The sequence below is a fragment of the Ensifer meliloti genome, from assembly GCF_030064585.1.
Taxonomy (GTDB): Bacteria; Pseudomonadota; Alphaproteobacteria; order Rhizobiales; family Rhizobiaceae; genus Sinorhizobium; species Sinorhizobium meliloti.
In genome coordinates this window covers 1,008,291-1,020,518 of record NZ_CP120365.1, presented here as the reverse complement: position 1 = coordinate 1,020,518, position 12,228 = coordinate 1,008,291, and the positions used below count along the sequence as shown (strand labels likewise).

At 62.6% G+C, this 12,228-nt stretch carries 14 protein-coding genes; 10 read left to right on the top strand and 4 right to left on the bottom strand.

Features of this window, described 5'->3' with window-relative positions:
• Positions 1-104: 104 nt before the first annotated feature.
• Positions 105-527 carry a DUF983 domain-containing protein gene (locus tag PZL22_RS12070; protein ID WP_028010084.1) on the top strand — a complete coding sequence of 141 codons (423 nt, stop codon included), beginning with the start codon at positions 105-107 and terminating at the stop codon, positions 525-527.
• A 77-nt stretch (positions 528-604) separates the two neighbouring features.
• Here the strand turns inward: PZL22_RS12070 and PZL22_RS12065 are convergent, their stop codons facing one another.
• Positions 605-1,492 (bottom strand): SDR family oxidoreductase, encoded by an 888-nt coding sequence (locus PZL22_RS12065; protein ID WP_003533807.1) that lies wholly within the window; start codon positions 1,490-1,492, stop codon positions 605-607.
• 164 nt (positions 1,493-1,656) lie between these two features.
• Here PZL22_RS12065 and PZL22_RS12060 point away from each other — a divergent pair, with 164 nt between their 5' ends.
• Complete coding sequence (locus PZL22_RS12060; protein WP_003533805.1) at positions 1,657-2,061, top strand: winged helix-turn-helix transcriptional regulator; 405 nt, start codon at positions 1,657-1,659, stop codon at positions 2,059-2,061.
• Between the two features lie 38 nt (positions 2,062-2,099).
• The gene (locus PZL22_RS12055) at positions 2,100-2,231 is read left to right on the top strand and encodes a glycine zipper domain-containing protein (protein ID WP_003533803.1); all 132 of its coding nucleotides are present in this window, start codon (positions 2,100-2,102) and stop codon (positions 2,229-2,231) included.
• Between the two features lie 9 nt (positions 2,232-2,240).
• On the opposite strand, the gene PZL22_RS12050 is transcribed toward PZL22_RS12055, so the two are convergent.
• Positions 2,241-2,945, bottom strand: coding sequence for an aspartate/glutamate racemase family protein (locus PZL22_RS12050; RefSeq protein ID WP_003533801.1), 705 nt, complete (start codon positions 2,943-2,945; stop codon positions 2,241-2,243).
• Positions 2,946-3,148: 203 nt separating this feature from the next.
• Between PZL22_RS12050 and PZL22_RS12045 the strand changes: the two genes are divergently transcribed.
• From PZL22_RS12045 to PZL22_RS12020, 6 genes are all read left to right on the top strand, one after another.
• Positions 3,149-3,613 carry an Lrp/AsnC family transcriptional regulator gene (locus PZL22_RS12045; protein WP_003533799.1) on the top strand — a complete coding sequence of 155 codons (465 nt, stop codon included), beginning with the start codon at positions 3,149-3,151 and terminating at the stop codon, positions 3,611-3,613.
• 131 nt (positions 3,614-3,744) lie between these two features.
• Entirely contained in the window at positions 3,745-5,013 is a 1,269-nt protein-coding gene (locus PZL22_RS12040; protein WP_003533797.1) for an NAD(P)/FAD-dependent oxidoreductase, read from the top strand.
• An 84-nt stretch (positions 5,014-5,097) separates the two neighbouring features.
• Entirely contained in the window at positions 5,098-5,940 is an 843-nt protein-coding gene (locus PZL22_RS12035) for a MurR/RpiR family transcriptional regulator (protein WP_003533795.1), read from the top strand.
• A gap of 455 nt (positions 5,941-6,395) precedes the next feature.
• Positions 6,396-7,859 carry an MFS transporter gene (locus tag PZL22_RS12030; protein WP_003533793.1) on the top strand — a complete coding sequence of 488 codons (1,464 nt, stop codon included), beginning with the start codon at positions 6,396-6,398 and terminating at the stop codon, positions 7,857-7,859.
• Positions 7,856-8,515 (top strand): aspartate/glutamate racemase family protein, encoded by a 660-nt coding sequence (locus tag PZL22_RS12025; protein WP_003533791.1) that lies wholly within the window; start codon positions 7,856-7,858, stop codon positions 8,513-8,515. Before PZL22_RS12030 ends, PZL22_RS12025 begins: the two co-directional genes overlap by 4 nt.
• A gap of 153 nt (positions 8,516-8,668) precedes the next feature.
• Positions 8,669-9,568 carry an aminoglycoside phosphotransferase family protein gene (locus PZL22_RS12020; RefSeq protein WP_003533789.1) on the top strand — a complete coding sequence of 300 codons (900 nt, stop codon included), beginning with the start codon at positions 8,669-8,671 and terminating at the stop codon, positions 9,566-9,568.
• Between the two features lie 35 nt (positions 9,569-9,603).
• On the opposite strand, the gene PZL22_RS12015 is transcribed toward PZL22_RS12020, so the two are convergent.
• Positions 9,604-10,362 carry a thermonuclease family protein gene (locus tag PZL22_RS12015; RefSeq protein WP_013844626.1) on the bottom strand — a complete coding sequence of 253 codons (759 nt, stop codon included), beginning with the start codon at positions 10,360-10,362 and terminating at the stop codon, positions 9,604-9,606.
• Between the two features lie 300 nt (positions 10,363-10,662).
• Positions 10,663-11,463 carry a hypothetical protein gene (locus PZL22_RS12010; protein ID WP_284718679.1) on the bottom strand — a complete coding sequence of 267 codons (801 nt, stop codon included), beginning with the start codon at positions 11,461-11,463 and terminating at the stop codon, positions 10,663-10,665.
• Between the two features lie 170 nt (positions 11,464-11,633).
• On the opposite strand from PZL22_RS12010, the gene PZL22_RS12005 reads away from it, so the two are divergent.
• Positions 11,634-12,224, top strand: coding sequence for a transglutaminase-like cysteine peptidase (locus PZL22_RS12005; RefSeq protein ID WP_003537029.1), 591 nt, complete (start codon positions 11,634-11,636; stop codon positions 12,222-12,224).
• The last annotated feature ends 4 nt before the right edge of the window (positions 12,225-12,228 follow it).

Below are 12,228 nucleotides of genomic sequence, written 5' to 3'. Positions count from 1 at the left end.
ATGTCATGTCTTTTTGGTCGCCCAAGCGGGTGGTGCCCGGTCGGCGGGAACGTCTCGCAAGGTTGCGGGTTTGCGGGGCACGCAGAAGACTGAAAGGAAGAACGATGCCGGATCAAGAGTGGCCGCCTCTATCGCCGCTGCATACGGGATTGCGCGGTCGCTGCCCCCGTTGCGGCCAGGGGCATATGTTCGATGGCTTCCTGAAGCTCAGGCGAGGATGCGAAGTCTGCGGGCTGGACTATTCCTTCGCCGATCCCGCGGACGGGCCTGCTTTCTTCGTCATCTGCTTTGCCTGCGTGCCGAGCGTTTTTCTCGGCGTGTGGCTGGAGGTGCAATACAACGCACCCCTTTGGGTCCATCTCCTGGTCACCGGGCCGTTCATGCTCCTGACCTGCATTCCGCCGTTGAGGCCGCTAAAGGGGTGGTTGGTGGCGAGCCAGTATTTCTACAAGGCCGAGGAGGGCAGGGTGGCTCGCCGGGCCGCAGCCGCGGCGCCGGAGAATTCGAGCGAGACCGCCCTGCGCTGAACGCCGACCTCGGTCACTACCCTCGAATCAGCCCAGAAAAGGCCCGGTCGTTTTGCCGGGCCTCCTGCGACCTATGATCAGTGGGCGAGCGCCGCCCTATTCGCCTCCAGGAAGGAGGCAAGGTCGATGGGGTGCCTGCCGGTAAGGCCGGCGGTGTCGTCGGTTACGATGTCGAAATGTCCTTTGCGGGTATTGGCGTCGAAGGAGACGAGGATCGGAACGAAGAAGTCCGGCAGACCCGCATTCTTGAGACCGCCGGCCAGTGCTTCGTCAGAGACATGGACGACCTCGAGCTTCTTGCCCGTGGCTTTGGCAACAAGGGCGGCGATCTCGCCGGTTGTGAGAGCCTGCGTTCCGGTCAGGGTGTAAGTGCGGCTTTCCGCCGAGTCCGACTGGAGAGCGGAAGCGGCGGCCGCGGCAAGGTCACGGCGCCCGATGTGGGAAATCCGGCCATCGCCGGCGGAGGAGAACCATTGTCCTGCCGCGAGTGCGTGCGGGAGCGACAGGAGGAGGTTTTCCATGTACCAGGCGTTACGCAGAATCGTGTAGGGAATCCCCGTCGCCTTGATGGCTTCTTCGGTGCCGAGATGGTCGGACGCGAAAGGGATCACCGACGCTTCCGGCTGCGGCATCGACGTATAGAGGATGTGCTTCACCGCCGCCTTCCTTGCCGCCTCGACGGCGGCAAGGTGCTGCTTCAGACGCTTGCCCGGTTCGTTGAGAACATCCGTCGAAATGATGAGTATTCGGTCGGCGCCGGCGAAGGCCCGCTCGAGCGAAGCCGCATCGTCGAAATCGGCGGCACGGGTCTCCACGCCCTTCGCTGCGTAGTCCGCCAGTTTGGCAATGTCCCGGCTGGTGGCGATAATATCGGCCGGCTTCGTCTTGCCGGATGCCAGGAGGGCATCGAGCACGAGTTTGCCGAACTGGCCGGCGGCGCCGGTTACGAGCAGTCTTCCAGACATGATTTTCCTTTCTTTTCCACTTTAGCGCGTTGTTCAGCATGTCCTGTCGACATGAGCTCATGCCGAAAGCTGGTCTCTTTTTGAGAGTTGCTCTTATCCCGTGATCTGCTAAGAGCTGTAAAGAAGGCAGTTTTTTCTGCCGTGGTTACGGAAAGGGTACCGCCATGACCAGGGCGTCGGGCACGTTGAAGGGCGAGCGGGTGGCAGTCGTCTGCGGCATGCCTGTGGACATCGACAATTGTCCGGTGCGGGACGTGATGGACAATATCGGCGGTAAGTGGAACTCGCTGATGATTCTGTCGCTCGCCGACGGTCCCTTGCGGTTCTCGCAGCTCAGGCGGCTCATCCCGGACATTTCACAGCGTATGCTGACCCAGACGCTGCGGGATCTGCAGCGTGATGGCTATCTGCGCCGTACCGTCTACCCGACGCAGCCCCCGAGCGTGGAATACAGCCTCACGGATCTCGGCCGCTCATTCCTTGCCGTGCTAAGGGTCTTCGTCGACTGGTCGCTCGAAAACCACCAGGCTATCCGACAGGCGCGGGCGGAGTACGACGACGCGCAATAGGCGGATTGTCGCCACAGGCCTGTGGTATCGCCACGCTCATGGCAATCGGCATTGCAATCGGCGTAGGTGTTGGCGCAGCCGTGGGATCCGCGCTCGACAATGTCGCGCTGGGCATCACGATCGGCATCGCTCTCGGTGCTGCGCTGGGCCTCCTATATCAGCGCCGTTAGGCAGGCAGCTTACTGCCGGTCGCGAAGCGAGAATTCGACCGCCGCCTCGGCGTGGATGGCGGTGGAATCGAAGCCCGGGAGCGGCAAATCGGCCGGATCGAGAAGGAGGCAGATTTCGGTGCAGCCGAGAATGACGGCGTCCGCACCTTCCGCCTTTGCTTTCTCGATGAGCCCGATCACTGCCGAGCGCGAGGCGTTCAGCACCTGGCCGGCGCAGAGCTCGTCGAAAATCACGTTGTGCGTCAGTGTCCGCCCGTCGGGATCCGGTACCATCAGGTCGATATCATGTGTCTTCATGCGCTCGGCATAGAAGCCTTGTTCCATCGTGTAGCGTGTGGCGAGCAACAGGGGCTTGCGGCTGCCGGCGGCTTTCAGGCGCAGTGCCGTTTCGTCGATGATGTTGATCAACGGGACGTCGACCGAGGCATGCACCGCGTCGGCAATGAGGTGCATTGTGTTGCTGCAGATCAGGATGCAGTCCGCGCCGCCGGCGACGAGCCCGCGGGCAACATCGGAGAGAAGCAGGGCGGCGTCGTCCCAATGGCCGGCTCTCTGCAGGTCCACGATCCGCTGGAAGTCGACGGAATGCAGAAGCACTTCCGCCGAATGTAATTTGCCACGTCGCCTGCGCACGGCCTCGTTGACCAGGCGATAGTAGACCGCCGAGCTTTCGAAGCTCATGCCGCCGATGAGGCCGATTTTCCGCATTTCCATCGTCTCGTTCCCTGCTGCTGTCCTGTGGCCGGTCGGGAACGCTTCGCCACGTTCCCCGTTCCATTGCTAGATTATCGTGCGGGCCCGGTCGCATGTGTTTGCTTTGATCGGCGCTTGGCCAAATTTTAGCAAGCCGTTTGCGCCAAATCCGAATGTTCCGAAAAATTTCGGCGCACTCTATGGCAAGAGCAAGGAGTCGGAGCGTGCTTGACGAGAGAGACCGGAAGCTGCTCATGCTTCTGCAGCAGGATGCGAGCGTCGCCATGGGCGACCTTGCCGAGAGGGTGAGTCTTTCGCTTTCCGCCTGCTCGCGGCGCATCCAGCGGCTGGAGGAGGCGGGCTATGTGACCCGGCGCATCGTCGTACTCGACCGGGAAAGGATGGGCGTGCCGACCACGGTTTTTGCGCTGATCAAGACGGCGCATCACTCCGACGACTGGATCGAAAAGTTCCGCAGGGCGATCAGCGACATTCCGGAGATCGTCGAGGCGCACCGGCTGACCGGGAATTACGATTACATCGTCAAGGTGGTTCTGCCGAGGGTCGAACATTACGACGTCGTCTACAAGCAGATCGTGCGGAAGGTGGAGCTTTTCGACGTTTCCGCGTCGATTTCGATGGAAGTTCTGAAAAGTGGTACCGCAGTGCCCGTCGGCTATGCGGAGTAGGGCCGCCGAAAAATCACGCGAAGACCATCCGCGGATGCAATGCAGCCATGCCGGGCGAAGGCTTGCGCTCCGGCTTGTGGAGTTGAACAGTCTTGCCAGCCAGAGCGGGATGAGGAACAGGACGGAAGACCATGCAGGAAAGACATCATGTCGTCGTGGTCGGCGGAGGTTTCGGCGGGCTGCAACTCGTCAACGACCTCAAGGGTGCGCCGGTCAAGGTCACGCTGATCGACCGGCGCAATCATCACCTCTTCCAGCCGCTGCTTTACCAGGTGGCGACCACGGTGCTTGCGACTTCGGAGATCGCATGGCCGATCCGCCGGCTCTACCGCGACCGACAGGAGGTGACGACGGTGCTCGGCGAGGTGGCGGGCGTCGATACGATTGCGAAGGAAGTGACGCTCGCGCATGGGCAATCGGTCCCCTACGACACGTTGGTGTTGGCGACCGGCGCAACGCACGCCTATTTCGGCCACGATGAATGGGCGGCGGTCGCGCCCGGGCTCAAGACACTGGAGGATGCGACGACCATTCGCCGCCGCGTGCTCATCGCCTTCGAGCAGGCGGAGGTGGAGGAGGACCCCGCCAGGCGCGATGCGCTGCTGACGTTCACGATCATCGGCGCAGGACCGACGGGAGTCGAGCTTGCGGGCATCATCGCCGAAATGGCCCATAGAACGCTGCCCGGCGAGTTCCGCCGGATCGATACGCGTTTGGCCCGCGTGGTGCTCGTCGAAGCCGGCCCGCGCATTCTTCCCGCCTTCAGCGAGGAGCTTTCCGCCTATGCTTCCCGCGAACTGGAGAAGCTTGGCGTCGAGGTGCTGACGGGCACGCCGGTGACCGACTGCACCGATGAGGGGGTCACGATAGGCGAGAGCTTCGTTCCGAGCCGGACGCTCGTCTGGGCGGCGGGGGTCCAGGCCTCACCTGCAGCCAGATGGCTCGGCGCCGACGCGGACCGCGCCGGCCGCGTTAAGGTCGGGCCCGATCTGACCGCGCCGCACCGCCCGGACATCTTCGTCATCGGCGATACGGCATCGGTCATCCAGGAAGACGGCAAGCCGGTGCCCGGCATCGCGCCCGCGGCCAAGCAGCAGGGAGCCTACGTCGCCCAGGTGATCCGTGGCCGGCTCACGGGCTCGCCGGCGCCGGGGCCGTTCCGCTACCGGCACCAGGGAAGCCTGGCCACCATCGGCAAGCGCGCGGCGATCATCGATTTCGGCCGGATCAAGCTCAGGGGATCGCTCGCCTGGTGGATCTGGGGCATTGCCCACATCTACTTCCTGATCGGTACCCGCAGCCGCTTTGCCGTGGCCTGGAGCTGGCTATGGACCTATCTGAGCGGCCAGCACAGCGCCCGACTGATCACGCAGAAGGATACGCTTCGGGAGGAGAGGTGACCGCGGGAGCGGATCTTCCACCTATTGCCAAGGCCGGACGAAAATCGGACAGTCCCGTGAAACGACAGTTTCATGAGAGTGCCGATGGCTGCCAAAGAACGATCCTTCCTCGCTCGTGTCCGCGAGATTCTGCCGGAGCTGCACCCGGCCGAGCGGCGGCTTGGCGATTTCCTCTGTGATTTTCCGGGGGAAGTAGCGAGCTATTCCGCGCAGGAGCTTGCGGCTTTGGCCCATGTGTCGAAGGCGACCGTGTCGCGCTTCGTTCAGCGTCTCGGCTATGAAAACTACGAGGAAGCGCGGCGGCACGCGCGCGCGGACAAGCAGACTGGGTCGCGCCTCTTTCTGGCGACCGCCACCGACGCCGACGGCCGGCAATCGGTCGCAGCGCATGTCGCCCAGGGCGTCGCCAATCTCGAAGCCACGTTCCTCGCGATCGGCGAGGCTGAGATCGATGCGGCTGCCACAGCCATCCTGGAGGCCCGCAAGGTGTGGGTCATCGGCTTTCGCGCCAGCCATTCCTTCGCGACCTATCTGCAATGGCAGCTCACGCAGGTGATCGAAAACATCGCTGCCATTCCCGGAGGCGGGCAGACGCTCGGCGAGCACCTGGTCAGCATCGGTCCCGACGACGTCGTCGTTCTCTTCGGCCTGCGGCGCCGCGTCGCTCTGATGGAGCAACTCATGGCGCAGGTGGAAAGAACCCAGGCGAAGTTGCTCTACATCACCGATGAAGGCGTGCCTCTCCTGAGCCGTGCGGCTTGGCACTTCCGTTGCCAGACGCTGGCGCCGGGACCGCTTTTCAACCACGTGTCGGTGATGGCGCTCTGCCATCTCCTGACCACGCGCTGCATCGAGACCGCAGGCGTGGCCGGCCGGAACCGGCTGCGTGGTATCGAGGCACTGAACGACACGCTGGAAGAGCTGTGAGTCCGCTGAATGCAGGCCGCGACGGCTTATCTCGCCGTCGATAGGGCTCTGGCTGGAACGCCTTGCGTGTGGATCCTCGGGTCAAGCCCGAGGATGACGACCGGGTCAAGCCCGAGGATGACGACCGGGTCAAGCCCGAGGATGAAAGGATGTTTCGATAAATTGCCGCGACGAGCGTCCCCCCCTGGCTGATATGAACCGTGCACGGGCCTCGCTGCGCCGGTTTCATGCGTCAACCCCTCAGCCAGTCATCCTCGGGCTTGACCCGAGGATCCAGCCACGAGCCACCAAGGCAGCGCGACCAAGCCCGTCAAGGCGCCGCGTCGGGGACTGCCGGGAGGGGCAGGAAGCTCTCTCCGTCGCCCCTGTGGATTCGGGGCTATGAAACTGTAGTTTCTTGGTGTATGATTGAGAAACTAAGTTTTCACGCTCGTTCAACCACAAGGGGAACAACAATGGCAGCGGAAAATATGGTGCCGACCGGCGGGAGTTCGCCGGTCATTCGACAACTGGAATCGGCTTTCACCAAAATCGGCGTTACCGGCGCGCACAAGCAGATCCTCGCCCTTGTCCTGATCGGTTGCCTGTTCGACAGCTTCGAGCAGAACACGATCGGCGTCGCCGGCCCCATTCTCAAGGAGCACTGGGGTCTCACCGGCACGGATATCGGATTTCTCAACACGATCACCTTCGGCAGCGCCGCCATCGGGCGACTGCTGTCGGGCATTCTCGGCGACCGCTACGGTCGGCGGGTCATGCTGACGATCAATCTCCTGCTCTTCACCATCGGCTCGGCGGCCTGCGCGATGGCGCCGAACTTCACCATGCTTTGTTTTGCCCGCGCGATCGTCGGCTTCGGCGTCGGCGGCGAAATCTCGACGGCGGTGACGATGCTCTCCGAATTCTGCTCGCCCAAGTTTCGCGGCACGGCTGCAGGCCTCGTGAATGTCGGCGCCGGTGGCTTCGGCAATTTCCTGGCGCCGGCATTCGGTCTGCTGATATTCACGCTTTTCCCCGGAGAGAACAGCTGGCGCTGGCTATTCGCATCGCTGGCGCTGCCGGCACTTCTGGTCGTCTTCTATCGCCGCTTTGTACCCGAGACGCCGCGGTTCCTCGCCTCGAAGAACAGGATCGGCGAGGCGAACAAGGTGCTGTCCATCCTGGCCTCAGGCTCGCTCAAATCGCGCAATCTCGTGGTGCACGAATACCTGACGACAGACCATATGACGGACGAGGCACCCGAGAAGAGCGACTGGCGGGAACTCTTCCGCGCACCCTTCATCGGGCGGACCATACCGGTAGCGATCGCCATTCTCATGAGCTATGGCGCGCAATTGTCGGTCCTGACGCTGATGCCCGTCATCTTCGTGTCGATGGGCTATACGCTCTCCGGCAGCCTGCTCTACAGCATGATCATCCAGAGCGGCAGCGTCCTCGGTGCGATCGCCGCTTCGATGTTCGGCTACTATCTGCCGCGCAAGAAGGTGCTGACCGTGGGGGCGGCGCTCGCGTGCCTTGCGGCGGTGTCGATCGTCACTCTCGGCACCAATATTTACCTCGTTCTCCTGTTCGGAGCCATCTTCCAGTTCTTCGTCCTGCTCCTCAACACGTCGATCTGGATCTATGCGCCGGAACTGTTCCCGACGAGAATCCGTGCCTTCGGGGTGGCCCTCATCCTGGCAACGGGATCGGCGGCCGGCTCGTTCGTGCCCACGATTTCCGGCATGCTGTTCGACAGCTACGGAATGGTCGGCGTCTTCGGGCTTGCTGCGGGGATGTATGCGGTCTTCGCATTCTGCATCCAGCTCGGCCCGGAAACCTACGGCCGGTCGATGGAGGATCTCTCGCAACCGGCGGAGGCCGATCAGCCCAAAGTCGCGCAGCAGCAGGGGCCAGTCGCCGCGGAGCTCAGAACGTGAGCTCCCATCTCCTGCTGATCAACCCGAACAGCTCGCAGGCGACGAGCGAGATGATGGTCTCCATCGCGCAGAAGGCCGCGAATGGGCGCCTGGCCGTGGCAAGCGCCACGGCCAGGCGCAGTCCCCGGATGATCCTGAAGCCGGACGAACTGGCGGCCGCCGCCGACGAGGTGGTGGAAATCGGCACCAGACACGAGCCGGGCTGCCTCGGGATCATCGTCAGTGCTTTTGGCGATCCCGGCCTTGCCCTGCTTCGGGAGCGTGTCGGTATCCCGGTCGTCGGCATCTGCGAAGCTTCGATGCTGGAGGCTTCCCGGGATGGACGACGGTTCGGCGTTGCAACCACGACGCCCGACCTCGCGGATGCGATCGCCGAGCGGGCACGGCATCTGGGGCTTTCGCATCTCTACTCCGGCATCCGCTGTACGCCCGGCGATCCGCTCGCCGTTGCCGGAGACGAGGAGCGTCTGCGGACCTCGCTTTGGCACGCAGTTCGCGCCTCCGTCGACCTTGATGGGGCAGAGGCAGTCATCATCGGCGGCGGTCCGCTAGGACAGGCCGCCGAGCAACTGCAGCCGCTATTCGATGTGCCCGTCATCGGCCCGATACCGTCCGCCGTAATGCGGGTACTCGGGCTGTTGCAGGTCGATGCCTGAGCGCAATTTCCGCGCGGAAACTTGGAAACCGTCACGTTTCATGATCATAATTTGATCCAACCCGGATCGTTCCGCTGTCTCGTTGGAACATCGAAGCGATCCGGCTCCTCCCGGCAGTCTAAAAATCACCGTGATCAGGGAAGCGGATATTCGATGTCTTCCGCCGAAACGCCCGAAATCAGTACAGCCCTCGTCGAACAATTGATTTCCGAACAGTTTCCGCAATGGGCGGACCTGCCGATAAGGCCGGTCGAGTTCGGTGGGTGGGACAACAGGACCTTTCACCTCGGCGACGATATGAGCGTGCGGTTGCCGAGCGCCGCCCATTACGCGCTTCAGGTGGAAAAGGAGCAGCACTGGCTGCCTCGACTTGCACCGCACCTGCCGTTGCGTATTCCTGTGCCTTTAGCCATTGGGCGGCCGGGCAGGGGCTATCCGTGGCATTGGTCCGTCTATCGCTGGCTCCGGGGCGAGACCGCGACCCATGCGCCCATCGCCGATCTCGCCAGTTTTGCGACGACGCTCGGTGAATTCCTGGCTGCGCTGCAACGGATCGACGCGTGGAGCGGTCCGCCGCCCGGGCAACACAATTTCTACCGAGGCGGTCCTTTGGCCGTCTACGACCACGAAACGCGCCGGGCATTCGAAGCGCTCGAGGGCACGATCGACGTTGCCGCCGCACGTGTGGTGTGGGAGGCGGCGCTTGCCTCCGCATGGAACGATGATCCCGTCTGGTTCCATGGCGATGTCGCCTCGGGCAACCTCTTGGTCGAAAACGGCCGCTTGAGCGCCGTGATCGATTTCGGCACGTCCGGCGTTGGCGATCCGGCTTGCGACCTGTCGATCTCCTGGACGATGTTCGATGAAACAAGCCGCGCCGCATTCCGGGACGCCCTTCCGCTCGACGAAGAGACCTGGGCGCGTGGCCGTGGATGGACCTTGTGGAAGGCGCTGATCGTTGCCGCCGAGATGCCGGGCACCGATCGACTGGAAATCGAAAAATCGCGGCGGGTCATCGATGCGCTTCTGTCGGATCATCGCCGCTATGGGTAGCGAATTTTAATCCCGCGTCCTGTTGCCGATGCGGTTCAACCGGAAACGCGCGCGGTGGACTGACCGCACCACGACTGTGGCTGCCCGGTTCGCTTTCTGGCGAGCCCCTCCGATATGAGGATGTCTCCGAGGGACCTGCCGTTCCTGACGACGAGCCGCCGCTTGCCCGGCTCGTCGCCGGGGCTGGTTTCGGATGCAACGAGGGCGAAGTTTCCGGAATTCAGCAACTCGCGCAATCGTGCCTTGGCATAAGAGCCGCGCGACCGTTCCTCGTCGCATTTCGCGAGCTTCGTTTCCGGCGCGTCTATATCGGCGATGAGAATCCTCTGGCCCTGGTACAGGAAGGTATCGCCGTCGAGAACGCAGTTATCGTGGCGGATGCCGCAAAAATAAAAGGTGCCGCTCTCGGCCGGGCGCAGACTCGCCTGTTCGAGAGACTGCCTAACCGGTAGTTCAACGGGTGCAGGCGGGATCAATGCGGTCTTCGGCGCTATCGACCCGGTCTGCTCCTTCGGACGGAAAGGGATCGGAATGGTCGCCAGTTCCACCTTCTTTGGTGGTTTCTTCTCGGCCGGCTTCTTCGCCTGCGCTCTTTTCTCGGCCGGTTTCTCGGCGTGCGAAAGCAGTGCCGTCAGCTTCGATGCGCCGGGCAGATGGCCGAACTCCCCCCGATGCTCGTAGGCCACAATCCCGCCGACGATGACTGCGGCCGCCAGATACCAGCGGCCCATACCGCTCCGGCTGCTCTTGCGGGCCGTACTGCGCTTTCGTCTTTTGGAATTTGTCTTGGTCATGGGATTCGGTCCTCGATTGCGGCGGCATTATCGGGACCAGGGGTTAGTGAAAGGTTGTCGTAGCTGCGCGGGTCAAATCATTTCAGGTTCTGCACTCTTCCCGATCCCGCCCTGACTACAGCGCTCAAGAAGGGAAGGGCGGCACCTGCGGGAGCCGCCCTTCAAGAGTTACCGTTGACGTTGCTGGACAAGCGCCCCGGCTTGTCACTTTCCCAGTCTGACCGTAAGCCGTCAACGGTCGTGATCACTCTTCTTGCTGATGCCAGGGACTTCCGTCACCGCGGCGATTGCCGCGGCTGCTTACTTGTCGCCCTTGGCTTTTCCGCCCTTGTCCTTCCCGCCTTTGCCTCGGCCGTCTTGATCGCCCTTATTGTTGTCCTGGTGGCCCTTACCGCCGTCCTGGTTACCCTTGCCGCCGTCCTGGTTGCCCTTGTCGTTGTCCTGGTGGCCCTTGCCCCCGTCCTGGCCACCCTTTCCGTTATCCTGGTGGCCTTTGCCGCCGTCCTGGTTACCCTTGCCATTATCTTGGTCACCCTTGCCGGGATCCTGACCACCGCCGCCGTTGTCGCCGCCGCCGCCGCCACCGCCGTTGTCGCCGCCGCCGCCACCGCCGTTGTCGCCGCCGCCACCGCCACCGCCATTGTCGCCGCCGCCGCCACCGCCGTTGTCGCCGCCGCCACCGCCATTGTCGCCGCCGCCGCCACCGCCGCCACCGCCGCCGCCGCCGCCGCCACCGCCGCCACCGCCGCCGCCGCCGCCGCCGCCAACACCGCCGCCGCCCTTGCTGCCGCCGCCTTTGCCGCCACCTCTCATCGGACCGCTTGCCGTGGAGTCGCTGCGATCGTGGCGTCCGGTGCCGGCGCCGATAGATGCCGTCGTCAGGGGCGGACACATCTTAATCTGCGCGGGGGTGAGAATCTTCGTTCGGTTTATTGCAACGCAACATGCCGCGAAGTTGTCTTCCGAAAGGGGACTGCACTGACGGGCAGTCATGCGCTGGCGCTGTACTGCATCCGCATCCGTCGTAACGATTACAGCTCCAATCGTGGCCGTGGATAGTATGAAGAATGTCCGAAATATCGATCTATTAATTCTTTTCATTTCTATACTCCTAAAAACATTAACTTTAAAAATACTTTTTAGAATTGAATTAAAATTAACTGTGGTCAATTTACAAATTGTTAGTAGATGGCCATATCGCTGCCTCATTTCGGGTTATCAACCATGGCTTAATCTATCTTAGCTAGTCTCTACGGCGGACCGGGGGACTTATGCCCGCCGTTGGAGAACGCCTCGTGAAACGCTTCATTGCGCAGACAGTCTTTTTGTTGCTGATTGCGGCCCCTGGGGCTGCCGATGCCGGTACAACCATGAGGACCGCCGGCAAGGCCTTCGCGCCGCCGGCCTTCGCATCCTTCTGCGTCCGCGAGCCGCGGCTCTGCAACACTGGCGGCGGAAAGAAGGCCGTCGTTCTCGCTCCGGAAAAAATCAGCGAGCTCAAGCAGATCAACAGCTCCGTCAATGCAAGCATCCGAGAACGCAGCGACCGCGCAAACGTCGGCAAGGAAGATGACTGGCGTGTGCCGACCGCCTATGGAGACTGCGAGGACTTTGCAATTCTGAAGAAGCGGGAGCTCCTGAAACGGGGTTGGCCGGCCTCGGCTCTGCTACTTACGGTTGCGCGCTACCGCGGGGAGGGCCACACGGTTCTCACGGTCCGCACGAGCGAAGGTGACCTCGTGCTCGACAACAGGACCAACTCGGTCAGAGATTGGTCGCGCACCCCTTATAATTACTTCGCCCGGCAGTCCCAGTCGAACGGTAAGCGCTGGGAATTGATCGCAGGCGCCCAAAATATCTGATTTC